General features: G+C 74.5%; 20 protein-coding genes and 2 tRNA genes. 20 read left to right on the top strand and 2 right to left on the bottom strand.

Features of this window, described 5'->3' with window-relative positions:
- Window positions 1-393 precede the first annotated feature (393 nt).
- The 8 genes from ACF1ED_RS29205 (at window position 394) to ACF1ED_RS29170 (ending at window position 9031) form a co-directional block, all read left to right on the top strand.
- Window positions 394-699 (top strand): hypothetical protein, encoded by a 306-nt coding sequence (locus ACF1ED_RS29205; protein WP_189949252.1) that lies wholly within the window; start codon window positions 394-396, stop codon window positions 697-699.
- Window positions 700-1014: 315 nt separating this feature from the next.
- Window positions 1015-2181, top strand: coding sequence for an acyl-CoA dehydrogenase family protein (locus ACF1ED_RS29200; protein WP_391765444.1), 1167 nt, complete (start codon window positions 1015-1017; stop codon window positions 2179-2181).
- Window positions 2178-3509, top strand: coding sequence for an OB-fold domain-containing protein (locus ACF1ED_RS29195; protein ID WP_391765442.1), 1332 nt, complete (start codon window positions 2178-2180; stop codon window positions 3507-3509). The genes ACF1ED_RS29200 and ACF1ED_RS29195 overlap by 4 nt, the downstream gene beginning before the upstream one ends.
- A gap of 1 nt (window position 3510) precedes the next feature.
- Window positions 3511-4617, top strand: coding sequence for an acyl-CoA dehydrogenase family protein (locus ACF1ED_RS29190; protein ID WP_391765440.1), 1107 nt, complete (start codon window positions 3511-3513; stop codon window positions 4615-4617).
- A gap of 5 nt (window positions 4618-4622) precedes the next feature.
- A complete protein-coding gene (locus tag ACF1ED_RS29185) occupies window positions 4623-5039 on the top strand; it encodes a MaoC/PaaZ C-terminal domain-containing protein (protein WP_391765612.1) in 417 nt (138 codons plus the stop codon).
- The gene (locus ACF1ED_RS29180; protein ID WP_391765438.1) at window positions 5036-6202 is read left to right on the top strand and encodes a lipid-transfer protein; all 1167 of its coding nucleotides are present in this window, start codon (window positions 5036-5038) and stop codon (window positions 6200-6202) included. The genes ACF1ED_RS29185 and ACF1ED_RS29180 overlap by 4 nt, the downstream gene beginning before the upstream one ends.
- A 255-nt stretch (window positions 6203-6457) precedes the next feature.
- Window positions 6458-7069: a SigE family RNA polymerase sigma factor gene (locus ACF1ED_RS29175; RefSeq protein ID WP_391765436.1), complete on the top strand. Its 612-nt coding sequence runs from the start codon at window positions 6458-6460 to the stop codon at window positions 7067-7069.
- A gap of 309 nt (window positions 7070-7378) precedes the next feature.
- Window positions 7379-9031, top strand: a complete 1653-nt coding sequence (locus ACF1ED_RS29170; RefSeq protein WP_391765434.1) for a long-chain fatty acid--CoA ligase — start codon at window positions 7379-7381, stop codon at window positions 9029-9031.
- Between the two features lie 120 nt (window positions 9032-9151).
- Here the strand turns inward: ACF1ED_RS29170 and ACF1ED_RS29165 are convergent, their stop codons facing one another.
- Both ACF1ED_RS29165 and ACF1ED_RS29160 read right to left on the bottom strand, forming a co-directional pair.
- On the bottom strand, window positions 9152-13183 hold the full coding sequence (locus tag ACF1ED_RS29165; RefSeq protein WP_391765433.1) for a PAS domain-containing protein: 4032 nt from the start codon (window positions 13181-13183) through the stop codon (window positions 9152-9154).
- Window positions 13184-13333: 150 nt separating this feature from the next.
- A complete protein-coding gene (locus ACF1ED_RS29160; RefSeq protein ID WP_391765431.1) occupies window positions 13334-13777 on the bottom strand; it encodes an SSI family serine proteinase inhibitor in 444 nt (147 codons plus the stop codon).
- Between the two features lie 369 nt (window positions 13778-14146).
- Here ACF1ED_RS29160 and ACF1ED_RS29155 point away from each other — a divergent pair.
- From ACF1ED_RS29155 to ACF1ED_RS29100, 12 genes are all read left to right on the top strand, one after another.
- Window positions 14147-14237: transfer RNA gene (locus ACF1ED_RS29155), tRNA-Ser, on the top strand.
- 316 nt (window positions 14238-14553) lie between these two features.
- Window positions 14554-14626 (top strand) — tRNA-Arg (locus ACF1ED_RS29150).
- A gap of 136 nt (window positions 14627-14762) precedes the next feature.
- Window positions 14763-16895: a hypothetical protein gene (locus tag ACF1ED_RS29145; protein ID WP_391765429.1), complete on the top strand. Its 2133-nt coding sequence runs from the start codon at window positions 14763-14765 to the stop codon at window positions 16893-16895.
- Between the two features lie 90 nt (window positions 16896-16985).
- Window positions 16986-17351 carry a PH domain-containing protein gene (locus tag ACF1ED_RS29140; RefSeq protein WP_043224835.1) on the top strand — a complete coding sequence of 122 codons (366 nt, stop codon included), beginning with the start codon at window positions 16986-16988 and terminating at the stop codon, window positions 17349-17351.
- A gap of 126 nt (window positions 17352-17477) precedes the next feature.
- Window positions 17478-18299 (top strand): BRO family protein, encoded by an 822-nt coding sequence (locus ACF1ED_RS29135; RefSeq protein ID WP_391765427.1) that lies wholly within the window; start codon window positions 17478-17480, stop codon window positions 18297-18299.
- A gap of 89 nt (window positions 18300-18388) precedes the next feature.
- A complete protein-coding gene (locus ACF1ED_RS29130) occupies window positions 18389-19210 on the top strand; it encodes a DUF2797 domain-containing protein (protein WP_391765425.1) in 822 nt (273 codons plus the stop codon).
- A 70-nt stretch (window positions 19211-19280) separates the two neighbouring features.
- The gene (locus ACF1ED_RS29125; protein WP_391765423.1) at window positions 19281-19616 is read left to right on the top strand and encodes an antibiotic biosynthesis monooxygenase family protein; all 336 of its coding nucleotides are present in this window, start codon (window positions 19281-19283) and stop codon (window positions 19614-19616) included.
- Window positions 19603-20553: an amidohydrolase family protein gene (locus ACF1ED_RS29120; protein ID WP_391765421.1), complete on the top strand. Its 951-nt coding sequence runs from the start codon at window positions 19603-19605 to the stop codon at window positions 20551-20553. Before ACF1ED_RS29125 ends, ACF1ED_RS29120 begins: the two co-directional genes overlap by 14 nt.
- A gap of 81 nt (window positions 20554-20634) precedes the next feature.
- Complete coding sequence (locus ACF1ED_RS29115; protein WP_043224826.1) at window positions 20635-21390, top strand: response regulator transcription factor; 756 nt, start codon at window positions 20635-20637, stop codon at window positions 21388-21390.
- A gap of 6 nt (window positions 21391-21396) precedes the next feature.
- Window positions 21397-22983 carry a sensor histidine kinase gene (locus ACF1ED_RS29110; protein WP_391765419.1) on the top strand — a complete coding sequence of 529 codons (1587 nt, stop codon included), beginning with the start codon at window positions 21397-21399 and terminating at the stop codon, window positions 22981-22983.
- A 26-nt stretch (window positions 22984-23009) separates the two neighbouring features.
- Window positions 23010-24293 (top strand): glycosyltransferase, encoded by a 1284-nt coding sequence (locus tag ACF1ED_RS29105; protein WP_391765417.1) that lies wholly within the window; start codon window positions 23010-23012, stop codon window positions 24291-24293.
- A complete protein-coding gene (locus ACF1ED_RS29100) occupies window positions 24290-26485 on the top strand; it encodes an ArnT family glycosyltransferase (protein WP_391765415.1) in 2196 nt (731 codons plus the stop codon). The genes ACF1ED_RS29105 and ACF1ED_RS29100 overlap by 4 nt, the downstream gene beginning before the upstream one ends.
- Window positions 26486-26533: the final 48 nt, after the last annotated feature.

Raw genomic sequence — 26533 nt, 5'->3', positions numbered from 1 at the left:
CTTTCGAGTTCTAGCTCGAAAGGGCGGCTTTGTGTTCGGGGGGTTGTGGGGGCTGGCGGAGGCGGGTCGTCCGGTTTTGGGGCGGGGTGACGGAACGCTTCCTCTCTTGGGGGGTAAGGGATCTATGGGGCCTGGGGCCGTGGGGCCGGGCTGAGCTGGGCCTTTCTCGGCTACGAAGGGTTTATCGGCTTGTCCTCACGCTTGCGGGGGAATGAGCCGCTCCGGGGTGGTTCGCCGGGGATTCGGTGGGCAACTCTGGATTCGCGACGTCGAGCAGAAAACGACCGGGGCGGTAGGCCAACTTCCCTGGTCAGGGCCGGAGTTCTCGGCCTTCCTTCACCACCGAATCATTCCGTGCACAGCAGACTGGCTTCAGTTCCCGGAGGAACAGACATGGCAAGCATCCGTACCGCCCGCATCGCCGCCGCCGTCGTCGCCCTGCCGCTCGCCGCCGCCCTCTTCGGCGGGGTGGCGCAGGCCGACAACGGCGGTTTCGCGGACGACGGATCGAACACGAGCGTCGCCACGATCATCGGCAGCGGCGTGGGTGGCGACAACAACGGCAACTCCACCACCACGCAGCAGGTGGCGACCGGCTCCGGTGCCTCCAACCAGAACAACACGGCGAGTGTGAACGGCTCGGCGTTCACCCACATCTCCCAGGCGAACAACACGGTCAACTTCCTCCCGTGGTGGTGACCATCCCACGGGCCCGGCCCGAGGGGGGTGTGCTCGCGGTGTGACCGCGGTGTGAACGGCGGCCCGTGCGGCGGTACTTCGGTACCGGCGTGCGGGCCGCCTCGCCGTTCCGCCGGGCCGCCTCGCCGGCCGGCCGGACCGCTACGCCTGCCAGTCGAACCGCCGCGCCTGCCAGCCGGATCACCACGCCTGCCAGCCGGATCACCACGCCTGCCCGCCGGGCCGCCCCTCCGTTTCCACCTGGGTGCCTTGACAGGGCGAGTGGATCTGACGGACAGTCAGAAACCTTCGTCGTCCCCTCCGGGAGGCCGCCCCGTGCACCTCGCCCCGACCGAGCGCCAGCTCCGGCTGCGTGCCGAACTCCGCGCGTACTTCCGCGAGACGATGCCCGACGGGCCGCCCCCGGCGACCGACGGCGCCGCCCAGCGCCGGCTGCTGCGGCGGATCGGCGCCGACGGGCTCCTGGGCCTCGGCTGGCCGGAGGAGTACGGCGGCCAGGGGCGCGGCTCCGACGAGCAGTTCGTCTTCTTCGACGAGGCATACCGCGCCGGCGCACCCGTCTCGATGGTCACCCTCAACACCGTCGGCCCCACCCTCATGCGGTACGGCACCGAGGAGCAGAAGGCCGCCTTCCTGCCGCGGATCCTGCGCGGGGAGTGCGTCTTCGCCATCGGTTACAGCGAGCCCGAGGCCGGTACGGACCTGGCCTCGCTCCGCACCCGCGCGGTGCGCGACGGAGACTCCTGGGTCGTCGACGGGCAGAAGATCTTCACCTCCAACGCGCAGAACGCCGACTGGGTCTGGCTCGCCTGCCGCACCGACCCGGAGGCGCCCCCGCACCGGGGGATCTCCATCCTCCTCGTCCCCACCGACGCCCCGGGCTTCTCCTGGACCCCGATCGAGACCGTCGGCGGGCTCACCACGACCGCGACCTATTACGACGGCATCCGGGTCCCGGCCGGGAACCTCGTCGGAGAGGAGAACGGCGGATGGGGGCTGATCACCAACCAGCTCAACCACGAACGGGTCGCGCTGGCCGCGATCGGGATGCAGGCGGAGGGCTTCTTCGCCGCCGCCCTCGACCGCGCCCGTACACCTGATCCGGTGACCGGACGGCGTCGTGTTGACGAGCCGTGGGTGCGGATCCGGGCGGCCGAGGCGCATGCCCGGCTGGCGGCTACACGCCTGCTCAACTGGCGTCTGGTGGGGGACGCGGGGGCCGGCCGGCTGACCCCGGGGGACGCCAGCGGCGTGAAGTTCGCGGGAACCGAATCGGCGGTGGAGGTGTACCGAATATGTCAGGAGATCGCGGGTGACGCGGGGACGGTGCGAGCGGGATCGCCGGGGGAGCGGGACGGCGGCGAGCTGGAGCGCATGAACCGCGCCGCCCAGATCAACACCTTCGGGGGAGGGGTGAGCGAGGTGCAGCGGGAGATCGTCGCGCGGGCGCGGCTCGGCATGCGGGGAAGGGGGCGGCGATGAGCGGGAAGGAGCGGGCGCACGACACCCAGAACGTCCATGAGGGCCGCGAGGGCCATGAGGGCCATGAGGGCCATGAGGGCCAGGGTGTTCAGAACGCCCACGAGGCCCGGGACGCGCGGGACGCCCAGGACGGGCTGTACGACCGGCTGAAGGCGTACGAGGGGCGGCCCGCGGCCACCGGGGGGCGGGGGAAGGACCCGGTGAACCTGCCGATGATCCGCCACTGGTGCGAGGCCATGGGGGACGCGCACCCGGCGTACCGGGGGCCGGACGCGGTGGCGCCGCCGGCCATGCTCCAGGCGTGGACGATGGGCGGCCTCTCCGGGCACCAGGACCGCTCGGAGGCGTACGGGGAGCTGCTCGGCCTCCTCGACCGAGCCGGGTACACCGCGGTGGTCGCCACCGACTGCGAGCAGGAGTACCTGCGGCCGCTCCGGCCCGGGGACGAGATCAGCTTCGACGCCGTCGTCGAGTCCGTCTCACCGCGCAAGACCACCAGGCTCGGCACCGGGCACTTCGTGACCACCCGGACGGACGTGCGGGCGGGCGGCGAGCTCGCCGGCACCCACCGCTTCCGGATCCTCAAGTACGCCCCCGCCGCGCGCCCCGCGAAGTCCACGGAGCCCGCGAAGTCCACGGAGTCCGCGACGCCCATGAGGTCCACGGAGCCCGCGAAGTCCACGGAGTCCGCGACGCCCATGAGGTCCACGGAGCCCGCGAAGTCCACGGAGTCCGCGACGCCCATGAGGTCCGCGACGTCCACGGAGCCCGCTAAGACCGCGACACCCGTGACGTCCACGGAGCCCGCTAAGACCGCGAGGACCGCGACCCCCGCGACATCCGTGACGTCCACGGAGCCCGCGACGTCCGGGACACCCGCGACGTCCGCCGAGCGGCCCCGCCGGCCCCGGCCGGTGATCAACCGGGACAACGCCGGGTTCTGGGAGGGCGTCGCCGCGCACCGGCTGCTGATCCAGCGGTGCACGGCCTGCGGCGCCCTCCGGCTCCCCTGGCTGCCGGGGTGCAACGACTGCGGCGCGGCGGGGTGGGAGGCCGTCGAGGCGAGCGGCGAGGGCACGGTCTTCTCGTACGTGGTCATGCACCACCCGCCCTTCCCCGCCTTCGACCCCCCGTACGCGGTGGGGCTGATCGAACTGGCCGAGGGCGTCCGGATGATCAGCAACGTGGTGGGGGTGCCGTACGACAAGGTCCGGATCGGGATGCCGGTCCGGCTGGAGTTCCAGCGGGTCGACGAGGAGCTGGAGCTGCCCGTCTTCCGCGCCGTGGAGGACGGGCCGGCCGCGGGATCCGGGGAAGGGGAGCGCTGACATGGACTTCACGCCCACCGAGGAGCAGGAGGCCGCGCGGGAGCTGGCCGCCCGGATCCTCGGCGACCTCTCCACGCACGAGCGGCTCGCCGCCGCCGGCACCGGCACGGACGACGGGCTGTGGAAGGCGCTGTGCGCCGCCGGACTGCCCGCCGCCGTCGGGGAGATCGGCCTGCTCGGCCTGGTCCTCCTCCTGGAGGAGCAGGGCCGGGTGACGGCCCAGGTGCCGCTCGCCGCCACCGGGGTGTACGGGATCCTCGCCGTCGCCCGGCACGGCACCGCGGAGCAGCGCGCCCGCCTCCTGCCGGCGCTGGGCGAGGGCACGGCCGTCGCGACCGGGGCCTTCCCTGCGACCGGGACGGTCACGGCGACGGTCACGGCGACGGCGACGGCGACGGTCGCGACGGCCGGGACAGTCGCGGCGACCGGTGCGGTCACGGCGCGGGACGGGCGGCTCACCGGGGCGGTCGCCTGGGTGCCCTGGCTGCGGGACGCCGACCACGTCCTCGTCCCGGACGCCGACCGCGCCCTGTGGCTGGTGCGGGCCGAGGACGCCGGGGTCGAGGCCGTCGAGCTGACCGCGCCCTGGTCGGCGGGGCGGCTGGTGCTCGACGGGACGCCCGCGGAGCGGCTCGGGGACCAGGAGGGGCCCGGACCGTACGAGGACGTGCTCGCCGCCGCCCGGACCGCCTTCGCCGGGCTCCAGGCGGGCGTCTGCGCCGGCTCGCTGGCCCGCGCCGTCGCGCACACCTCCGTACGGGAGCAGTTCGGGCGGCCGCTCGCCACCCGGCAGGCGGTGCAACTGCGGGCGGCGGACGCCTACATGGACACCGAGTCCATCCGGGTCACCGCCTACGAGGCGGCCTGGCGGTCCGACGCGGGCCTGGAGTGCGCGGAGGCGGCGCTGACCGCCGCCTGGTGGGCCTCGGAGGCCGGGAAACGGGTCGTGCACAGCGGCCAGCACCTCCACGGAGGCACGGGCGCCGACCTCGACCACCCCGTGCACCGGCACTTCCTGTGGGGCCGCCAGCTCGACGCCTACCTCGGTCACGGCACCGAACTCCTCGCCGAACTAGGCGACCTGCTCGCGAAGGGAGAGCCGGCGTGAAGCCCATGGAGGACCGGCCCGCGGTGCGGACCGGGGACGCGCTGCCGCCGCTGGAGATCCCGGTGACCCGCACCCTGATCGTGGCCGGGGCCGTCGCCTCCCGCGACTACCAGGACGTGCACCACGACGCCGAGGCCGCCCGGGAGAAGGGCTCCCCGGACGTCTTCATGAACATCCTCACCACCAACGGCCTCGTCGGCCGGTACGTCACCGACCACTTCGGTCCGGGCGCGGTGCTCCGCAAGGTCGCCATCCGGCTCGGCGCGCCCAACCACCCCGGCGACACGATGACCTTGACCGGCACCGTGACCGGGGTGACGGACGGCCCGGACGGCACCGCCCTCGCCCTGGTCCGCGTCGCCGGGGCGAACGGCCTCGGCCACCACGTCACCGGCACCGTCACCGTGGAGGTGCCCCGATGAGCCTGCGCCGCCCCGACGGCCTCGGCGGCCGGGCCGCCGTCGCCGGCATCGGCGCGACCGAGTTCTCCAAGGACTCCGGCCGCAGCGAACTCTCCCTCGCCGTCGAGGCGGTGCGCGCCGCGCTCGACGACGCCGGGCTCACCCCGGGGGACGTGGACGGGCTCGTCACCTTCACCATGGACACCAGCCCCGAGATCACCGTCGCCCAGGCGGCCGGCATCGGCGAGCTCTCCTACTTCTCCCGCGTCCACTACGGCGGCGGGGCCGCCTGCGCCACCGTCCAGCAGGCCGCGCTCGCCGTCGCGGCGGGCGTCGCCGAGGTCGTCGTCTGCTACCGGGCCTTCAACGAGCGGTCGGGCCGCCGCTTCGGTTCGGGCGTGCAGCGGCGCGAGCCGTCCGCCGAGGGCGCCGCGCTCGGCTGGCAGCTGCCCTTCGGGCTGCTCACCCCGGCCTCCTGGGTCGCCATGGCCGCCCAGCGCTACCTGCACGACCACGGGCTCACCCCGGAGGTCTTCGGGCACGTCGCCGTCACCGACCGGCGGTACGCGGCGACCAACCCGGCCGCCTGGTTCCACGGCAGGCCGATCACCCTCGCCGACCACGCGGCCTCCCGCTGGATCGCGGAGCCGCTCCGGCTCCTCGACTGCTGCCAGGAGACCGACGGCGGCCAGGCGATCGTCGTCACCACCACCGAGCGCGCCCGCGACCTGCGCCGCCCGCCCGCCGTCGTCCTCGCCGCCGCCCAGGGGGCGGGCCGCAAGCAGGAGGCCATGACCAGCTTCTACCGGGACGGGCTGAGCGGCCTGCCCGAGATGGGGGTCGTGGCGCGGCAGCTGTGGCAGACCTCGGGACTCCGCCCGTCCGACATCGACGTGGGCATCCTCTACGACCACTTCACCCCGTTCGTGCTCATGCAGCTGGAGGAGTTCGGCTTCTGCGGGCCGGGCGAGGGCGGGGACTTCGTCGCGGCGGACGCGCTGCCGATCAACACCCACGGGGGGCAGCTCGGCGAGGCCTACCTGCACGGCATGAACGGCATCGCCGAGGCGGTGCGGCAGCTGCGGGGCACCTCCGTGAACCAGATACCCGGCGCGGCCCGGGCCCTGGTCACGGCCGGCACCGGCGTGCCGACCTCGGGCCTGGTCCTGGGCACGGACACCTGACGCGCGACCCCGGCGCCGAGGTGACCCCGGCGCCGAGGTGACCCCGACGTCGAGGTGACCCCGACGTCCGACGTCGAGGTGACCCCGACGTCCGACGTCGAGGTGACCCCGACGCGGGGGCGACCCTGACCCCGGGGTGACGGCGGCTCCACCCAGAGGAGGTGGGGCCACCCCGAGGACTCCGACCTGAGGGGGAGCCGGGTTCGGGACCTGGGGCCGATCCGCCCGGCACCCCGCCGCTCCTAGCGTGGAGCCATGACTCCGCCACCCACTGGCCCCGTCTGCGCCGGTGCCTCGACGGCCGCCACCCGGCCCGCACAGCGCACGGCCCCGCGCACCTCCCCGCGCCAGGGCCCGCGCCCGTCCGCGTACCCCTCGTTCTCCTCGTTCGTGAAGGCGCGGCAGCCGCTGCTGCTGCGCACCGCCCGCTCGCTGACCGCGAACCCGAGCGACGCCGAGGACCTGCTCCAGACCGCGCTCACCAAGACCTTCGTGGCCTGGGAGCGGATCGAGGACCACCGGGCCCTCGACGGGTACGTGCGCCGGGCGCTGGTGAACACCCGCACCTCGCAGTGGCGCAAGCGCAAGGTCGAGGAGTTCGTCTGCGAGGAGCTGCCCGAGCCCGCCGGCCCGGGCGAGCCGGACCCGGCCGAGCGCCAGGTCCTGCACGACGCCATGTGGCGCGCCGTGATGAAGCTCCCGGAGCGGCAGCGGCAGATGGTCGTCCTGCGGTACTACGAGGACCTCAGCGAGGCCCAGACGGCCGAGGTGCTCGGGGTCTCCGTGGGCACGGTGAAGAGCGCGGTCTCCCGCGCCCTGGGCCGCCTGCGCGAAGACCCGGAACTCACGGCGGACCTCGCCGCCTGAGCCCCGCCCGGCGGGCCCGTCACCCGACCACGGACCGGCCCACGGACCGGCCCACGACCGGCCCACGGGCCTCGGACCGGCGAGCCCGTCACCCGTGGATCACCCGCGAACCGCCCGCGAACCGCCCGCGGATCACCCGCGAACCGCCCCCGGACCAGGGACGTCCGGCCCGTCGCCCTCGGTGTGCCCTTGGCATCTGCCAGTGATCACTGGCAATTTCGGTACTCCCGGGTAGTGACATACCGCTCGGTACGTGCGCAGAATCTGCACATCCTTACTGCCACGTAGCGCCCACCGGGAGGACGCCCCGTGTACAGCACCATGCAGGACGTACAGCTCACCATCAGCCGCATCCTCGAGCACGGCCGGCGGGTCCACGGCGGGTCCACCGTCACGACCTGGACCGGTGAGCCGGAGCCGCAGCGCCGCACCTACGCGGAGATCGGCGACCGCGCCGCCCAGCTGGCCAACGCGCTCCGCGACGAGCTGGGAGTCCGGCCGGGCGAGGCGACGGCGACGCTGATGTGGAACAACGCGGAGCACGTCGAGGCGTACTTCGCGCTGCCGTCCATGGGCGCCGTCCTGCACACCCTCAACCTGCGGCTTCCCCCCGAGCAGCTGGTCTTCATCGTCAACCACGCCGCCGACCGGGTCGTCCTCGTCAACGGTTCGCTGCTCCCCCTGCTCGCCCCGCTCCTGCCGCACCTGCCGACGGTCGAGCACGTCGTCGTCGCAGGTCCCGGCGACCGCTCGCTCCTGGAGGGCGCCGCCCCGCGCGTCCACGAGTACGAGGAGCTGATCGCCGGCCGTCCGACCACCTACGACTGGCCCGAGCTGGACGAGCGCACGGCCGCCGCCATGTGCTACACCTCCGGCACCACCGGCGACCCGAAGGGCGTCGTCTACTCCCACCGCTCGATCTACCTGCACTCCATGCAGGTGAACATGGCCGAGTCGATGGGCCTCACGGACAAGGACACGACCCTGGTCGTCGTCCCCCAGTTCCACGTCAACGCCTGGGGCCTGCCGCACGCCACCTTCATGACCGGCATCAACATGCTCATGCCGGACCGTTTCCTCCAGCCCGCCCCGCTCGCCGAGATGATCGAGCGCGAGAAGCCGAGCCACGCCGCCGCCGTCCCCACCATCTGGCAGGGCCTGCTCGCCGAGGTCACCGCCAACCCGCGCGACCTCTCCTCCATGAAGCAGGTCACCATCGGCGGCGCCGCCTGCCCGCCCTCCCTCATGGAGGCGTACGACAGGCTCGGCGTCCGCCTCTGTCACGCCTGGGGCATGACGGAGACCTCCCCGCTCGGCACGATGGCGAATCCGCCGGCCGGGCTGACCCCGGAGGAGGAGTGGCCGTACCGCGTCACGCAGGGACGGTTCCCCGCCGGAGTCGAGGCCCGCCTCGTCGGCCCCGGCGGCGACCACCTGCCCTGGGACGGCGAGTCGGCCGGCGAGCTGGAGGTGCGCGGCACCTGGATCGCCGGCGCGTACTTCGGTGGCGTGGGCGCCGACCCGATCCGCCCCGAGGACAAGTTCAGCGAGGACGGCTGGCTGAAGACCGGTGACGTCGGCGTGATCAGCCCCGACGGCTTCCTCACCCTCACCGACCGCGCCAAGGACGTCATCAAGTCCGGCGGCGAGTGGATCTCCAGCGTCGAGCTGGAGAACGCGATCATGGCCCACCCGGCCGTCGCCGAGGCCGCCGTCGTCGCGGTCCCCGACGAGAAGTGGGGCGAGCGCCCGCTCGCGACCGTCGTCCTCAAGGAGGGCGAGACCGCCGACTACGCGACCCTGCGGGACTTCCTCGCCACCGAGGGCGGCATCGCCAAGTGGCAGCTGCCGGAGCGCTGGGCGATCGTGCCCGCCGTCCCGAAGACCAGCGTCGGCAAGTTCGACAAGAAGGTCATCCGCAGGCAGTACGCGGAGGGCGAGCTGGACGTCACCCAGCTGTAAGCCGGCCCGGGCCAGCTCGAGCCGGTCTGGTCCGGTCTGGTCCGGTCTGGTCCGGTCTGAACAGGACTGAGCCGGTGCCGGGAAGAGGGGGAGGACGCCGAAAGGGCCCTCCCCCTCTCCTCAGTTGGTGCCTATCTTCGCCAGCAGGTCGACGATCCGGGCCTGGACCTCGGCGCTGTTGGAGCGCTCGGCCAGGAAGAGGACCGTCTCGCCGGAGGACAGCTCGGGCAGCTTCCCGGCGTCGAGGTCGGTCGAGGTGTAGACGACCAGCGGGGTGCGGTTGAGCTGCCCGTTCGCCCGCAGCCAGTCGATGATCCCGGCCCGCCGGCGGCGCACCTGCATGAGGTCCATGACCACCAGGTTCGGCCGGGTCTCGCCGGCCAGCGCCACCGCCTCGGTGTCCGTGGCGGCGCGCACGACCTGCATCCCGCGCCGCTCCAGGGTGGCGGCGAGGGCGTCCGCGATGTGCTCGTTCTCCTCGATGACCAGCACCCGGGAGGGGTGCTGCTCGCTGTCGCGCGGGGCGAGCGCCTTGAGCAGGACGGCGGGATCGGCGCCGTACGCCTCCTCCCGGCCCGCCTGCCCGAGCCCGGCCGCGAGCAGCACCGGCACCTCGGCGGCGACGGCCGCCTGGCGCAGCGACTGGAGCGCGGTCCGGGTGATGGGCCCGGTCAGCGGGTCGACGAAGAGCGCGGCCGGGAAGGCGGCGATCTGCGCGTCGACCTCCTCGCGGGAGTGCACGATCACCGGCCGGTAGCCGCGGTCGCTCAGCGCCTGCTGGGTGGAGACGTCGGGCGCGGGCCAGACGAGCAGCCGGCGCGGGTTGTCGAGCGGCTCCGGGGGCAGTTCGTCGTCGACGGGCAGCGGCGCGGGCCGGTTGACGACCTCGACCGCGCCGCCGGGACCGTCGAGCGGCTCGGGCCCCTCGGCGGACCCCTCGGCGGGCGCCCCTATCGCGTACGCGCGCCCCCGCCCCTCGGACCCGGCGGCGTGCGGCAGCCCGACCGGCTCCGGTACGGACGCGGACGCGGGTGCGGCGGCGGGGAGCTGAGCAGGGGCCTGGCCCGCGGCCGGGGCCGGGACCGGGGCCGGAGGGTCGAGCTCCGGCGGCGTCGCGAGCTTGCGGCGCCGGCCCGAGCCGTTCGACGACGCGGCCACGGGCGTCCCGGCCTGCGCCGGCGGCGCGAAGGGCACGCCCTGCCCGAGCGTGCGCACGCTGAACGCCCGCCCCTGCGTGGAGTCCTTCGGCAGCGGCGCCGCGGGCGGGACGGGGCCCGGCAGGGGCCTCGGGGCCGGGGCCGGGGTCGGCCTCGGTGCCGGGGTCGGCATCGGAAGCTCGGGGGGCAGCGGGACGGAACCGGTGCCGTTGCCGGTACCGACGCCGGTGTCGTGCGTGGGCGTGGCCGCCGGACCGACCGGCGGTACGGCCGACGGCGCGACCGGCGGTACGGCCGGCGGTACGGCCGACGGCGCGACCGGCGGTACGGCGTGGGGCGGCACGGGCCCGGCAACCGGTACGGGCCCGGCAGCCGGTACGGGCCCGGCAGCCGGTGCGGGCCCGGCAGCCGGTGCGGGCCCGGCAGCCGGTGCGGGCCCGGCAGCCGGTGCCAGACCGGCGGGCGGGACCGCAGTGGTCGGGGGGACCGCAGTGGCCGGGGGGACCGAGGCGGCCGGGGGGACCGCGGTGGCCCCCGGGCCCGCAGTGGCCGCCGGGACCTCCGTGACCGGTGCGGCCGGTGCGGCCGGCGCGGCCGGAAGGGGATGCGGCTGCGGGGGAGTGTGGCCGGCGGGCACGTCCCGGACGGGCCCGTGCTGCTGCTGGTGGTCGTCGGTCCCGGCCCCGGCCCCGTCCCGTACGGCCTCCGGCTCCTCGCGGTCGGCCTCGGCCGGCGGCAGCGCGAACGGCGTCCGGGGACCCGCCTCCGCGGCGGCGGCCCGCTCCTGCGCGGCGGCGAGCGCGCGCCGGCGGCGTCCGGTCGGCCGCTCGGCGGCCTCGGGACCCTCCAGGGAGGCCACGGCCAGCGCCCCCTGCGGCGCGGTCGGCAGCGCCGGGGCCAGCGCGGGAGCACCGGCCGGCTCGACGGGAACGCCCTGCGGCGGCACGGCGGCGCCGAGCGCGGGCCGCTCCTGCGCGCCCTCGGCGGCGGTCACCACGGCGCCCTCTGCGGGGCGGCCCCGGCGGCGTCCGGTCGGCCCGGCGCCCGTGGACTGCTGGGCGGGGATCAGTTCGGCGGGGCCCGCGGCCTCCTCCGTACGGGCGCGGCGGCGTCCGCCGCCCGTGGCCGGCACGGCGACGGCCCCGGCGCCGCCCTCCGGGGAGACCGGGCTCTCCAGGAACGCGTCGGTGGACCCGCGCCGGGCCCGGCGCCGCCCGGAACCGCCCGCGGTCCCGCCGTCACCGGAATCCTGCGCGGGACCGGAAGCCTGAGCGGGCAGCGCGGGTACGCCACCTGCCGGAGCCTCCTCCGGCCCCGGCGCGGCCTTCGGCGCGATGCCCCGAGCGGTCTCCGGCTCGGCAGCCCCGGTCTCCGCCCCGGTCTCCGGACCGGACTCGGGCTCCTGCGCCGCGGGCTTCCGCTCCGCTGCGGGAACGGTTCCCCGCCCCGCCCCGATCGGCACCTCCAGGACGTACGCGCCGCCGCTCGTCCCCGGCACCTCGTGGGTCTGCACGACACCGCCGTGCGCCGTCACGATGCCGCGCACGATGGGCCCGTGGACCGGGTCGCCGCCCGCGTACGGACCGCGGACCTCGATGCGGACGACCTCGCCGCGCTGCGCCGCCGCGACCACGATCGTCGAGTCGGCGGGGGTGGCCACGCCCTGCGCCGAGGCGCGGGTCTTGCCGGTGGCGTCGACCCCGGCCACGTCCGCGACGAGGTGGGCGAGCGCGGTCGTCAGCCGGCCGGCGTCGACCTCGGCCTCGATCGGCGGCGCGTGCACGGCGAACTGCGCGCGGCCCGGGCCGATCAGCTCCACGGCCGCGTCGATGCCGCCGGTCACGATCCCGTCGAGCAGCGCGACCTTCCGGTCCAGCTCCTCCTCGCCCGCGTCCAGCCGCTGGTAGCCGAGGACGTTGTCGACGAGCGCGGTCATCCGGGCGTACCCGGCGACCAGGTGGTGCAGCACCTGGTTGGCCTCGGGCCACAGCTGCACGCCGTCGTCGGCCGCCAGCGAACCCAGCTCGGCGCGCAGCTCCTCCAGGGGACCGCGCAGCGAGTCGGCCAGTACGGCGGTCAGCTGGGCGTGCCGGGAGGCGAGCGCCGCGTACTTCTCCGCCTGCGCCTCGCGCTCGGCGGCGTGCCGCTCGGCCAGGTCGGCCAGCTCGGCGGCGTGCTTCTCGACCAGCTCCTGGTGCGGCCTGCGGTCGGTGAAGGTCATGACGGCGCCGACGAGCTGGTCCCCGTCCCGCACCGGAGCGGTCGTCAGGTCGACCGGCACGCGGTCGCCGGCCTTCGACCACAGCACCTGGCCGCGCACCCGGTGCTTGCGGCCGGACTTGAGGGTGTCGGCGAGGGGGGACTCCTCGTACGGGAACGGCGTGCCGTCGGCGCGCTTGGCGAGGATCAGCGGGTGCAGCTCGGCGCCGCCGAGCTCGCCGGCCCGGTAGCCGAGGATCTGCGCGAAGGCGGGGTTCACCAGGACGACCCGGCCGTCGGTGTCCGTGCCGACGACGCCCTCGGAGGCGGCCCGCAGGATCATCTCGGTCTGCCGCTGCGAGCGGGCCAGCTCGGCCTCGGTGTCGAGGGTGCCGGTGAGGTCGCGGACGACGAGCATCAGCAGCTCGTCGCCGGTGTAGCTGCTGTACGAGTCGTACGCCTCGCGCCCGTCCTCCAGGCTCGCGCTGGTCACCTCCACCGGGAACTCGCCGCCGTCCGTGCGGCGGGCGATCATCCGGGTCGGCGTGGTCCGGCCGCGCTCGTCCGCCGGGTCGGGGCGGCGCATCGAGCCGGGGATCAGGCGCGAGTCGAAGGACGGCAGCAGATCGAGCAGCCCGCGCCCGACGAGCGCGGTGCCGGGGGTCTCGAACATGCCGAGCGCGATGGTGTTGGCGTTGACGACCGTGCCGTTGCAGTTGACGAGCACGAGGCCGTCGGGGAGGGCATCGAGTATGGCTGCGAGGCGAGCAGCGCCTCGGGATGGCCTGCTGCTCACGACGACGCTTCCTCCCTGACGCCTGCAATTGCCTGCGGGCCGTGCCCGCGGTGTGCGCCGTCCGGCATGTGCCGTGACGGCGGGCCGGCCCCATCTTGCCCCTCGGGCGGCGGCCCTGTCACTGAGGGAGTCTAACGGCGCCCCCGGTCCTCAGCTCCGGACGCTCGGAAGGAGTGGTTCCACGTTCTCCCAGCGAGCGATCTCGCAGCCGTTCGCGCGGGAGAAACGGGCGTCGATCCGCCGCCCCTGCCAGGTGCCCGTCACCTGGGCGGTCACCGGGCCGCCGTACACCTGCGCGCACAGCGCGTCCGCCGGCACCGGCGCGAAGGGGTCCTCCCCGGCGCGCGCGAAGCCCTCCAGGCGCTCGCAGGCCCGCCCGGCCGCCGGATGGTCGCCCTGCGGACGGTCGTCACAGGTCAGCTTCCAGCTCCCCTCGGCGGCCGGGTTCCCGCTGCCGGTGACGGTCACCGTCAGCGAGTCGGGCGGCGAGAGCAGCGGCAGCGGCGGCAGCGGCACGGCCGAGGCGGCACCGGCGGCGGTGCCGGCGAGCCCGGCGGCGAGGGCGGCGGCGAGAACGAGACGGCGCAGTGCCATGGAGGGACTCCGGGTGCGTGCGTACGGGCAGGGGGATCGGGCGGTACGGGAATCGGCGGGGCGTCACGGGCGGGGCACCCCACCACCCCTCTAACGCTCCGGCCCCGCGGGCGTTGCGCAACCGGGGTGCGCCGGGCGGGGGCGGCACCGGCCACGGCACGGGTCACGGCACGGGTCACGGCACCGGCCACGGCACGGGTCGCGGTGCCGGTCGCGGTGTCGTGCCGGTGCCGGTGCGGGAGGCGCCCCGGGGCGCGCCGAGGGCTTTGCCCTGGGCCCCGCCCGCCTAGTACGGTGAAAGCGATTGGTGACACCAGGCTCGCCTGTGTCATCATCTGCACGCACCTTCCGCGCATGCGCGGGGTGCGAGGAGGCGTCGCCTAGTCCGGTCTATGGCGCCGCACTGCTAATGCGGTTTGGGTTTTACCGCCCATCGAGGGTTCAAATCCCTCCGCCTCCGCCCTCAGGAAGCCCCGGCCCCACGGCCGGGGCTTCCGCCGTTCCCGGACCGTTCTCCCCCGCCCTCTTGCCAGGGGGGCACCACCCGGCCGACTCACCTGTGACCCCGGTCTCTTCCGGCCCCTCCAGCCCCGTTCCGCCCGCTGGAACCCCCCGCTCCACCCTGCCGGCCGGCGACCCCTCCGGCGACGTTTCCGCAGGTCAGATGGGGTGAGCTAATCGGATTTCACATGACGCCGGGACTCATGTAATGTTCTTCCTGTCGCCGGGACAGCGGGCCGAAAGGGCCGGGAAACGGAGACAAGAACTAAAAACAAGCACTCGTAGCTTAACGGATAGAGCATCTGACTACGGATCAGAAGGTTGCAGGTTCGAATCCTGCCGAGTGCACATAGATGAGAGGCCCGGACGAGAGTCCGGGCCTCTTGCGTTGCCGGGGGCGTACAACCTTCCGGGGGGCTCCTCGGTCTTGAGGGCGTGGCGGAATCCGTCGCATTCGCCGTGGTCCTTCGAGGAGGAACCTGTCGTGACACGCCCCTGGTCGTCCCGTCTCCGGCTCGGCGCCGTCGCCGTCGCGGTCGCCTCCACCGCCGTCGCGGGCGGGCTCGCCCTGCCCGGGGCCGCGGTGGCCGCACCCGGGGCGGAGGTCGCGGCGGAGGCCGCGGACGGTGTCGTCGTACCGTTCCGGGCCGACGCGCGGCTCGTCTCCTCCGGGCCCACCGGCTTCCTGTCCACCGTCGGGGACACCCACTACTGGACGCGGTACGCCGACGGGGTGGAGACCCCGCTGCCGCGGAAGGGAGCGGGGGCCTACCGGGCCTCGGCGCAGAGCGACGTCCTCGTGTGGAACGAGGGCATGCGGTACTTCGTCCACGACCTGGCCCGGGGCGTCGATGCCGAACCCGTCGTCATCGACAGCGCGTACGAGCTGCGCGGGGTCAACGGGTCGACGCTCGTCATGCGCGACGGCGCCGACGGCGTCCACCTCGTCAGCCGCGCCCCCGGCGGCGACGTCGTCGACCGGGCCGTCGGCGGTCTGCCGGCGGGCGCCGTCCGGCACGTGTACTCCACCGCTCCCGGCGCGTTCGCGGTGCAGACCGCCGGCACGGAGTTCCTGAAGGACAGGCTCTCGGTGGTCGACGTCGCCACGGGCGCCGTCACCGCCACCTACGACGTGCACTCCCACACCGACACCGCACAGGTCTCGGCGGAGTACGTCGCCTGGCGGCCGGGCCCGGACTCGACGATGGTGGCCGACCGGAGTGGGGGAGCTCCCGTGCGGTGGTCGTCCTGGGGGCTCCTCCTGCCGGGCGGGTGGATGACCGTGGGCGACGGCTTCGGGCTGAGCCCGCTCGGCGGCGGCGAGACCGTCTACGCCCTGGACTCCGCGCGGCAGGTCGTCGTCGGGGGCGACGGCACGGCCCTCGTGCACGGCGGCACGCTCGCCGACGGCGTCGGGCTGTTCAGGGTCTCCGTCGGCGCGGACGGGAAGCCGGACGTGCGGAAGGTCGCCGACACCGGCGAGCGGCTCGACCTCACGGTGAAGAGCGAGACCGTGCCGACCGTGGTGGACTTCGACCGCGAGCCCCGCCAGGAGATGAGCTGGGGGTTCAACCACCGGGACGTGAGCCTGACGGTCGAGCTCACCCACACCGCCACCGGCCGGAAGACGACCCTCAGATCCTGGTGGGCACCGGACGAGTTCGAGGCCCACGTGGCCTGGGACGGCCTCTCCGAGAAGTACTTCGGGGCCCCCAACGGCGCCCACACCTGGAAGATGACGACGGAGAGCGTCTTCGGGACCTCGGTCACCCGCAGCGGCGCGCTCACCGTGGTCCGCGGCACCAGGCAGCGGGACTTCACCGACAACGGCGTCGCGGACGTGCTCGTCCGCGACGCCGCCGGGAAGCTGTCCTCCTACGAGGTCTCCCAGCTCCAGGCGTTGGGGCGGGACTACGACTGCTGGGAGGAGGGCTGCCGGCCGGTGCTGGGCGCGACCACCCCGACGACGCTCGGCACCGGGTGGAACACGTACACGCTGATGGCCTCGCCCGGGAACGCGGCCGGCGGCGCGGCCGACGACATCGTCGGGCGGGACCGGGACGGCGTGCTGTGGCTGCACCGGAGCGAGCAGGGGAAGCTGGTGCCGCGCACCAAGGTCGGCGGCGGCTGGCAGGTCTACAACAAGATCGTCGGCGGGTCGGACCTCGACGGCGACGGGCGCGGCGACCTTCTGGCCACCGACACCTCCGGAGTCCTGTGGCTCTACACCTCGACCGGCTCCGCCACCCGGCCCTTCGACGCGCGCAAGAGGATCGGCGGCGGCTGGCAGCAGTACAACCTCCTCGTCGCGCCCGGGAACGTCGCCGGAGCCACCGGCGGGGACCTCCTCGCCCGCGACAGGGACGGCGTCCTCTGGATGTACCTCGGCAAGGGCGACGGCACCTTCACCGCCCGCCGCAAGGTCGGCGGCGGCTGGCAGAAGTACACCCACGTCGCCCCGGCCGGGCTGAACAGCAGGGGCGTGGCCGATCTCTTCGCCACGGGGCCCGCCGGCTCCGCGATCCACTACGGCCTCGGCAACACGAGCACGCCCTTCGCGGCCGCCTCCAAGGTGCCCGTGAACGGGGACTCCACCACGTACAAGTCGGTCTTCTGACCTTTTCCCCGGCGGGCGTTGCCAGGGGCGGGGCAGGTGGGGTTAGGTTCTGATGATCGTATTTTTTGTCTGAAAGTGGGGGGTAAGGGCATGGCGCTCTTCGGCAACGCGCACGCGATCGATCCGGCGCAGGCGCAGCAGGACTACGCGCGGCTGCTCGGGCAGGGGGAGCAGGTGCACGCCGCGTACCTGCTGATCCGCGACGTCATCTTCTTCACGGACCGGCGGCTCGTGCTGGTCGACAAGCAGGGCATCACCGGCAAGAAGGTCGAGTACCACTCGATCCCGTACCGGAGCATCACGCACTTCGCCGTCGAGACGGCCGGCACCTTCGACCTCGACGCCGAGCTGAAGATCTGGATCTCGGGTCAGCAGCTGCCCGTCACCAAGACGTTCACCAAGGGCGTGGACATCTACGAGGTGCAGGCGATCCTCACGCAGTTCGTCGCCCGCTGACGCACGGCGAGACTCGTACGGAGGCCCCGGGTTTGCCCGGGGCCTTCCACTTTCGGGTGAACCCATCTGATTTGCATGTCAGTTGAATATGCCTTCGGCCTAGCGTGCGGGTGGAGGTGATCATCGTTGGACGCGATCGACATCGATGACTTCGTACGGGCCGCCGCGGGAGGCCGGTTGAGGCGGCTGACCGCCGTCGACGGGGCGCACTGGTTCCCCGTCGTGGACGTGGCCCGGAGGCTGGGGTACGCGGGACCGCGCGAGGCGCTGCGGAGCGTGGCGCTGCCCGCCTGGTGCCTCGCGCCGGCCCGTGAGCTGGCCCCGAGTCCGGACATACTCGCGCGCAGCGGCATCCGCGGCACCGCGCGCATGGTGAGCCTCCCCGGGCTCGTGCAGCTCGTCACCGCCTGCCGCTCGCCCGAGGCCGGGCCGTTCCGGGCCTGGGTGGGCGAGCTGGTGGCCGAGGTGCAGCGGCACGGCGGCTACGGCCTCGAACCGGCGCCGGCGCACGGCGGGTCCGTGCTGCCGCCCGAACTCGTCGACGTCCTGGTCCGGCTGGAAGGACGGTTCGACGAGGGCGCCGCCGACCTCGCCGACTACGCGGAGCTGCTGCGCGAGACGCGGCACAGCCTCTCAAGGGTCGCCGACTCCCTTGAGCGGTCCTTCGCCGTCCCCCGGCAGCGGGGCGCCGAGGGCCCGCCCCGGCTCAGCGCGCGGGAGCTCGTCGAGTCCTGGGAGATCAGCGGCGACATGCGGGCCGTCGCCAGCTTCCTCGCCCCCGCCCTCGTCCGCGGCGGGGTCCGCTGCCGGCCCCAGGACGTCACCCGCCGCACCGGGCTCTCCGGCGAGCGCGTCCGCGACTGCGTCCGGCTGCTCATCGAGCGGGGCTGCATGCGCGAGGTCGGCGACCCCTGCCCGGACGGCACCCGGATCTACGTCCTGCCCTGAGGGGGAGGATGGGAGCGGCGGGACAGGGACGCGGGAGGTGACCGGCCGTGTGGCGGAGTGGCGGCGTCGGATGGCGCGGGGGATCAGCCGTGCTGCGGTGGTGGGGCGGACGCACGAGCCCCGTCGCGTACGGGCGGGGGCTCGTCTTCCGGGCCGTGGGAGGACGGGTCTGCGCGGGGGCGCGGGGGAGCGGCTGCCCCGTCGCCGCCGCCGTGCCCGGACGGTCCACCGGCGGGCTCTGCCCCGAGTGCGCCCGGCTCGACCGGGCCCGCTCCGTGGCCGCCGACACCTTCGCCGACGACCCCCGGCCCTACCGCGTGTACCTCGCCTGGTTCGGGCCCGGCACCGTCAAGGTCGGCATCACCGGCGAGCACCGGGGGTCCGCGCGCCTCCTCGAACAGGGCGCCGTCGCCTTCTGCTGGCTCGGACGCGGACCGCTGATGGCCGCCCGGCGGACGGAGGAGGTGCTGCGGCAGGCGCTCGGCGTGCCCGACCGGGTGCCGTACGACCGGAAGCGGGCGCTGCGGGCCGCCCTCCCGGACACCGGCGCCCGGGCCGCGGAGATCGAGGAGCTGTACGGGCGGGCGCTGGGCGTCGGGGGGTGGGGCGAGACGCTGGAGGCGCTGCCGTTCGCGGCGCACGACCACGGGGACGCCTTCGGCCTCGGGGAGCTGCCCGCGCTCGACGGGACGGTCGCCGAGCTCGTGGACGGCGGGGTCGTCACCGGGCGGGTGCTCGCCGCCGCCGGGCCCGATCTGCACCTGCTCGCCCCCGGCGGGCGCCACCTCGTGCTCGACGGGCGGCTGCTCGGCGGGTGGGGGCTGGAGCGGGGCGGGGAGGACGACGCCTGGAGCGTGCCGGTGGGCCGCGCACCCCTCGGGGACGGCGCCGGCCAGGACGGACTGTTCTGATCGTAAAGTCTTGGATCCCTTTGACCGGCGGCCGTGGACAGCGCCCGGCCCGCCCGGCGAGGGTGATCGCATGACGCAGAAGCTGGTCTCCGGGCTGGAACCGCCCTACTACACCGCCGTGTTCACCTCCCTGCGGCCCGACGCCCCCGAGGGGTACGCCGAGACGGCCGCCGAGCTGCGCGAGCGGGTCGCCGGCGTGCCCGGCTTCCTCGGGTACGAGTCCGCCCGCACGCCCGGCGGCATCGGCATCACCGTGGCCTACTTCCGTGACCTGGAGGCGCTCGACACCTGGCGCCTGGACACCGCGCACGCGGCGGCGAAGAAGTACGGGCGGGACCACTGGTACGAGGCGTACAGCGTCCACATCGGGAAGGTCGAGCGGAGTTACGGCTATGAGCGGGAGTGAGACCACCACCGCCCGGGAGACGGAGAGCGGCCGGGAGGCGGAGTTCGACCAGGAGCCGGGGAGCGAGGCGGCGCTCGTCCGGGAGCTGACCGCGCGGCTCGGGCTGCCCGGGCTTGTCGACGTGCACACCCACTTCATGCCGAAGAACGTCCTCGACAAGGTCTGGGCGTACTTCGACGCCGTCGGGCCGCTGACCGGACAGCCCTGGCCCATCACCTACCGCGAGGAGGAGGACCGGCGTGTCGAGCTGCTGCGCGGCTTCGGGGTGCTCGCCTTCACCTCGATGCTCTACCCGCACAAGCCCGGAATGGGCGCCTGGCTCAACGCCTGGGCCGCGGACTTCGCCGCGCGGACGCCCGGCTGCCTGCACACCGCGACCCTCTTCCCCGAGCCGGAGGCCGCCGCCTACGTGCGGCAGGCCCTCGACGCCGGGGCCCGGGTCTTCAAGGTGCACCTCCAGGTCGGCGGCTTCGACCCGAACGACCCGCTGCTCGACGAGGTGTGGGGGCTGCTGGCCGAGAGGGGGACGCCGGTCGTCATCCACTGCGGTTCCGGGCCCGCGCCCGGCGCCTTCACCGGTCCCGGACCGGTCGGGGCGCTGCTGGCCCGGTACCCGCGGCTGCGGCTGGTCGTGGCGCACATGGGCATGCCGGAGTACGAGGACTTCCTCGGGCTCGCGGAGCGGTACGAGGGCGTGCGGCTGGACACCACCATGGCGTTCACCGACTTCAGCGAGCGGCTGGCGCCCTTCCCGCCCGACGCGCTGGGGCGGCTCGCCGGCCTCCAGGACCGGGTCCTGCTCGGCTCCGACTTCCCGAACATCCCGTACCCGTACGTCCACCAGCTCCACGCCCTCGAACGGCTCGGGCTCGGCGACGACTGGCTCCGGGCGGTCCTCCACGACAACGGAGCCGCGATGTTTCACGTGAAACCCTGACCCGGAGGAGGCCGCGGCTTTCTCAGGGAATTCACAGGAAAGCGAAAGGGCGATCTCAGCGGCGGCGGCGAGCGTGGAGCCATGACCGTCACCACTCGCAGCACTTCAGCCCGCCGCGGCACCCGCGCCGATCTGCTCCGTGCCGACGGCACCGCCGTCCGCGTCCTCGTCGTGGACGACGAGGCGTCCCTCTCCGAACTGCTCTCGATGGCCCTGCGCTACGAGGGCTGGCAGGTCCGCAGCGCCGGCGACGGGGCCGGTGCCCTGCGGGCCGTGCGCGAGTTCCGGCCCGACGTCGTCATCCTGGACATCATGCTCCCGGACGTCGACGGGCTCAGCCTGCTCGGCTCGATCCGGCGCGAGCTGCCCGAGGTGCCGGTCCTCTTCCTGACGGCGAAGGACGCCGTCGAGGACCGGATCGCGGGACTCACCGCCGGCGGCGACGACTACGTCACCAAGCCGTTCAGCCTGGAGGAGGTCGTCGCCCGGCTGCGCGGCCTGATCCGGCGCTCCGGAGCCGCGCAGGCCCGCAGCGAGTCCGTGCTCGCGGTCGGCGACCTCACCCTCGACGAGGACAGCCACGAGGTCACCCGGGGCGGCGACTCGATCCACCTCACCGCGACCGAGTTCGAGCTGCTGCGCTACCTCATGCGCAACCCGCGCCGGGTGCTGAGCAAGGCGCAGATCCTCGACCGGGTCTGGTCGTACGACTTCGGCGGCCAGGCCAACGTCGTCGAGCTCTACATCTCCTACCTGCGCCGGAAGATCGACGCCGGACGCGCGCCGATGATCCACACCCGGCGGGGGGCCGGTTACCTCATCAAGCCGGGGGAGTAGCCCCTCATGCGCCTGCGCACCCGGCGGCCCTGGTCCCTGCGGACGCGGCTGGTGGTCTCCGCCGTCGCGCTGATCGCGGTCGTCGCGGCCGTCATCGGCACCATCACCACCATCGCGTACCGCTCCTACCTCTACGACCGGGCCGACGAGCAGCTGACGGCGCTCGCCCAGCGGGCCGCCGGGCCGCCGGCCGTGCCCTTCGGGCCGGACCCGGGCCGGGACCGCGAACCCCTCGCCTTCCTCGGCACGCCGGGCTCCCCGATCGGCACCCTCGGCGCCGTCGTGGACGGCGGGAAGGTCACCGAGGCGGGGTACTCGACGGAGGTCGCCGGCAGCGGCACCGGCGACGGGCCCCGCTTCCCCGTCGAGGAACTGGACGCGGCGCAGGAGGACGCGCTCGCCGGCGTGCCCCGCGACGGCCGGGCGCACACCGTCGAACTGCCCGGCGGCCTCGGTCCGTACCGCGTCGTGTACGCCGAGGGCGTCCACGGCACCTTCCTCGCCGGCATCCCGCTCACCGAGGTCGAGAACGCCCTCTCCACCCTCGTCCTCGTCGAACTCAGCCTCACCGGCGCCTCGCTCGCCGCCGCCTCGCTCGCCGGGACGGTGCTCGTGCGGATCGCGCTCCGGCCGCTGCGCCGGGTCGCCGCCACCGCCTCCCAGGTCGCCCGGCTGCCGCTGCACAGCGGCGAGGTCGCGCTCCACCAGCGGGTCCCGGAGGCCGAGGCCGATCCGCGGACCGAGGTCGGGCAGGTCGGCGCCGCGCTCAACCGGATGCTCGACCACGTGCACGCGGCCCTCGACGCCCGCCAGCAGAGCGAGACCCGGGTCCGGCGGTTCGTCGCCGACGCCAGCCACGAACTGCGCACCCCCCTCGCCTCCATCCGCGGCTACGCCGAACTCACCCGCCGCGGCCGGGAGGAGTGCGGGCCCGACACCCGGCACGCGCTCGGCCGGATCGAGTCCGAGGCCACCCGCATGACCGGTCTGGTCGAGGACCTCCTCCTGCTCGCCCGGCTCGACGCCGGACGCCCCCTCTCGGACGAGGAGACCGACCTCGTCCCCCTGGTCGTGGACGCCGTCGGCGACGCCCGCGCCGCCGGGCCCGACCACCACTGGCGCCTCGAACTGCCCGGGGAGGCCGGGTCGCCGGCCGTCCGCGGCGACGCCGCCCGGCTCCAGCAGGTGCTGCTCAACCTGCTGGCCAACGCCCGCACCCACACCCCGCCCGGGACCACCGTCACCGCGCGCGTGCGGGCCGAGGGCGCGGCCGTCGTCGTCGAGGTCCGGGACGACGGGCCCGGCATCCCGCCCGAGCTGCTGCCCGCCGTCTTCGAGCGCTTCGCCCGCGGCGACGCCTCCCGCTCCCGGCAGGCCGGCTCCACCGGGCTCGGCCTCGCCATCGTGCGGGCCGTCGTCGCCGCCCACGGCGGCGAGGTGACCGTCGAATCCGTCCCCGGACGGACCGTCTTCGCCGTCCGCCTCCCGGCCGGGACGGCGGATCCGAAGGCCCCGGGACCGCGCTCACAGGCGGATCCGAAAGCCCCCGGACCGCACTCACAGGCGGAGCACAGGCTGATCACACAGCCGTGACAGCGGGCCCGGCGAGGGTCGTGGACATGCGAACCCACACCCTCGCGGGGCCCGCGACGCAGGCCCCCGGCACCCTCCCCGCCCGGGAGCACCTGCCGGTGAGCGAAGCGGGCCGGCCCGTTCTGGACGTGGTGATCCCCGTCTACAACGAGGAGAAGGACCTGGAGCCGTGCGTCCGCCGGCTCCACGCGCACCTGAAGCGCACCTTCCCGTACGGCTTCCGCGTCACCGTCGCCGACAACGCCTCCACCGACGCCACGCCCGGCATCGCCGCCGCCCTCGCGGCCGAGGTGCCCGAGGTGCGGTCCGTGCGCCTCGAACAGAAGGGGCGCGGCCGGGCGCTGCGGACCGTGTGGTCGGCCTCCGACGCCCCCGTCCTCGCCTACATGGACGTGGACCTGTCCACCGACCTCAACGCGCTGCTCCCGCTGGTCGCGCCGCTGATCTCCGGCCACTCCGACCTGGCCATCGGCTCCCGGCTCGCCCGCTCCTCGCGGGTGGTGCGCGGGCCCAAGCGGGAGTTCGTCTCCCGCGCCTACAACCTGATCCTGCGCGGTTCGCTCGCCGCCCGCTTCTCCGACGCGCAGTGCGGCTTCAAGGCGATCCGGCGGGATGTCGCCGAGCGGCTGCTGCCGATGGTCGAGGACACCGGCTGGTTCTTCGACACCGAGATGCTCGTGCTCGCGGAGCGGGCCGGGCTGCGGATCCACGAGGTGCCGGTCGACTGGGTCGACGACCCCGACTCGACCGTGCACATCGTGAAGACCGCCACCGACGACCTGAAGGGCGTATGGCGGGTCGGACGGGCGCTCGCGACCGGCTCGCTGCCGCTGGACCGGCTCGCCCGGCCCTTCGGCGACGACCCGCGCGACCGGGACCTCTCCGGCGTCCCCGGCGGACTCGCCCGCCAGCTGGTCGGCTTCTGCGTGGTCGGCGTGCTCTCCACGCTCCTCTACCTCGCCCTCTACTCCCTCTTCCGGCAGGGCGCGGGCGCCCAGATCGCCAACGCCGCCGCCCTCCTCGTCTCCGCCGTCGCCAACACGGCCGCCAACCGCCGGCTCACCTTCGGCGTCCGCGGCCGCGACCGGGCCGTCCGCCACCAGGCGCAGGGGCTCGTGGTCTTCGCCATCGGCCTCGCCCTGACCAGCGGCTCGCTCGCCGCGCTCGGCGCGGCCACCGGCGATCCCGCGCACTCCACCGAACTCGCGGTGCTGGTCGTCGCCAACCTCGCCGCGACCGTCCTGCGCTTCCTGCTCTTCCGGCTCTGGGTCTTCCCGGACCGCCGACACCCCACGGGGGCCGACCGATGACCGCACCGAATCCGCCCGCGATCCCGGCCGCGACCGGGGCGCACGCCGCGCCCCCTGCCGGGACCGGCCGACTCGCCCGGCTGTGGCGCGGCCGCCCCGACGACGCCCCCTGGGCGCGCCCCGCCTTCCTCGGCCTGCTCGCCGTCACCACCGCGCTCTACCTCTGGAACCTGAGCGCCTCCGGCTACGCCAACTCCTTCTACTCGGCGGCCGTCCAGGCCGGCGGCGAGAGCTGGAAGGCCTTCTTCTTCGGCTCGCTCGACGCGGCCGGCGCCATCACCGTCGACAAGCCGCCGGCCGCGCTCTGGCCGATGGCGCTCTCCGTCCGGCTCTTCGGCCTCGGCTCCTGGCAGATCCTGCTGCCGGAGGTGCTGATGGGGACGGCCACGGTCGCCGTGCTGTACGCGGCCGTCCGCCGCCGCTTCGGGGCGGGCGCCGGTCTGATCGCGGGCGGGGTGCTCGCGCTGACCCCGGTCGCCGCGCTGATGTTCCGCTTCAACAACCCGGACGCGCTGCTCGCGCTGCTCATGACCGTGGCCGCGTACGGCGTGCTGAGGGCCCTGGAGCGGGCCGAGGGCTCCACGAAGTGGCTGGTCGTGGCGGGGGTCGCGTTCGGCTTCGGGTTCCTGACGAAGACGCTCCAGGCCTTCCTGATCCTGCCGCCGCTCGCCCTCGTGTACGCGGTGTGCGCCCCGGTCCGGCCGCTGAGGCGGTTCGGGCAGCTGGGCCTCGCCGGGCTGGCGCTGACCGTCTCCGGCGGCTGGTGGGTGGCGCTCGTCGAGCTCTGGCCGGCGGCCTCGCGGCCGTACATCGGCGGCTCGCAGGACAACAGCTTCCTGGAGCTGACCTTCGGCTACAACGGCCTCGGCCGGATCAACGGCAACGAGGTCGGCAGCGTCGGCGGGGGCGGCGGCGGGGGACAGGGCGGCGGCTGGGGCGAGACCGGGGCGCTGCGCATGTTCAACGACTCCATCGGCGGCCAGATCTCCTGGCTGCTCCCGGCCGCGCTGCTCCTGCTCCTCGCCGGACTCGTCGTCACGTGGCGGGCGCCGCGCACGGACACGGCCAGGGCCGCGTTCCTGGTGTGGGGCGGGGCGCTGCTGATGACGCTGGGCGTCTTCAGCTTCATGGCCGGCATCTTCCACGAGTACTACACGGTGGCCCTGGCGCCGTACCTCGCCGCCCTGATCGGCATGGGCACGGCGGTGCTGTGGGAGGAGCGGACGGGGTTCGCCGCCTCGGCGGGGCTCGCGGTCGCGGCCGGCGTGACCGCCTGGTGGGGCTGGACGCTGCTCGGCCGGACGCCGGAGTACCTCCCCTGGCTGCGCTGGACCGTGCTCGTGGCGGGTGCGGTGGCCGCGCCGGGCCTGCTCGTCGCGGGCCGAGCCGACCGGCGCCTCGGCCTCGCCGCGGCGGGCCTCGGCCTGGCGGCGGGACTCGCGGGCCCGTTCGCGTACACCCTGGAGACGCTCTCCACCGGCCACCAGGGCTCCATCGTCACGGCGGGCCCCTCGGGCGCCGGCTTCGGCGGCCGGGGACCGGGCGGCGGCGGCCCGCCCATGGACGGGGGTGACGGCGGCCGGAACGGCGGCGCGCAGCCTCCCAACGGGACGCGGCTCCCCAACGGCTTCCCGGGCGGCGGCCAGGCCCCGAACGGCCAGGCCCCGAACGGCCAAACCCAGGGTGGCCAGTCCCAAGGCGGCCCGATGCAGCCCCCCACCGGCCAGAACGGCCAGGCCCCCACCGGCCGGACGCCCGGCTTCGGGGAGCGCGGCGGCATGGGCGGTGGTGGCGGCATGGGCGGTCTGCTCAACGGCTCCGAAGTCGGTACGGAGGCGAAGGCGAAGCTGCTCCAGGACGCCGACGCGTACACCTGGGCCGCCGCCACGATCGGTGCCCAGAACGCGGCCGGCTACCAGCTCGCCACCGAGAAGCCGGTGATGGCGATCGGCGGCTTCAACGGCAGCGACCCGTCCCCGACCCTCGCCCAGTTCAAGCGGTACGTCGCCGACGGGAAGATCCACTACTTCATCGGAAGCGGTGGCGGTGGCGGTGGCGATGGCGATGGCGGTGGCGGCATGGGCGGCCCCGGCGGCGGCAGCAGCTCCGAGATCAGCACCTGGGTCCAGGAGAACTTCACCTCCACCACCGTCGGCACCACCACCTTCTACGACCTGACCAGCGGGAAGTAGCCGCCACCAGAAAATCCCTATACAGCGTAAGAGACCTCCTATACGGTG

Source organism: Streptomyces sp. NPDC014656 (assembly GCF_043084305.1).
GTDB lineage: Bacteria > Actinomycetota > Actinomycetes > Streptomycetales > Streptomycetaceae > Streptomyces.
This window is presented reverse-complemented; position numbering and strand designations above follow the sequence as displayed.

Coding starts and splice junctions, on each gene's coding strand:
- ACF1ED_RS29110 (WP_391765419.1), top strand. CDS start 21,397: ATGCGCCTGCGCACCCGGCGGCCCTGGTCCCTGCGGACGCGGCTGGTG.
- ACF1ED_RS29100 (WP_391765415.1), top strand. CDS start 24,290: ATGACCGCACCGAATCCGCCCGCGATCCCGGCCGCGACCGGGGCGCAC.
- ACF1ED_RS29175 (WP_391765436.1), top strand. CDS start 6,458: ATGACTCCGCCACCCACTGGCCCCGTCTGCGCCGGTGCCTCGACGGCC.
- ACF1ED_RS29105 (WP_391765417.1), top strand. CDS start 23,010: ATGCGAACCCACACCCTCGCGGGGCCCGCGACGCAGGCCCCCGGCACC.
- ACF1ED_RS29195 (WP_391765442.1), top strand. CDS start 2,178: ATGAGCGGGAAGGAGCGGGCGCACGACACCCAGAACGTCCATGAGGGC.
- ACF1ED_RS29160 (WP_391765431.1), bottom strand. CDS start 13,777: ATGGCACTGCGCCGTCTCGTTCTCGCCGCCGCCCTCGCCGCCGGGCTC.
- ACF1ED_RS29140 (WP_043224835.1), top strand. CDS start 16,986: ATGGCGCTCTTCGGCAACGCGCACGCGATCGATCCGGCGCAGGCGCAG.
- ACF1ED_RS29205 (WP_189949252.1), top strand. CDS start 394: ATGGCAAGCATCCGTACCGCCCGCATCGCCGCCGCCGTCGTCGCCCTG.
- ACF1ED_RS29120 (WP_391765421.1), top strand. CDS start 19,603: ATGAGCGGGAGTGAGACCACCACCGCCCGGGAGACGGAGAGCGGCCGG.
- ACF1ED_RS29180 (WP_391765438.1), top strand. CDS start 5,036: ATGAGCCTGCGCCGCCCCGACGGCCTCGGCGGCCGGGCCGCCGTCGCC.
- ACF1ED_RS29185 (WP_391765612.1), top strand. CDS start 4,623: ATGGAGGACCGGCCCGCGGTGCGGACCGGGGACGCGCTGCCGCCGCTG.
- ACF1ED_RS29190 (WP_391765440.1), top strand. CDS start 3,511: ATGGACTTCACGCCCACCGAGGAGCAGGAGGCCGCGCGGGAGCTGGCC.
- ACF1ED_RS29125 (WP_391765423.1), top strand. CDS start 19,281: ATGACGCAGAAGCTGGTCTCCGGGCTGGAACCGCCCTACTACACCGCC.
- ACF1ED_RS29115 (WP_043224826.1), top strand. CDS start 20,635: ATGACCGTCACCACTCGCAGCACTTCAGCCCGCCGCGGCACCCGCGCC.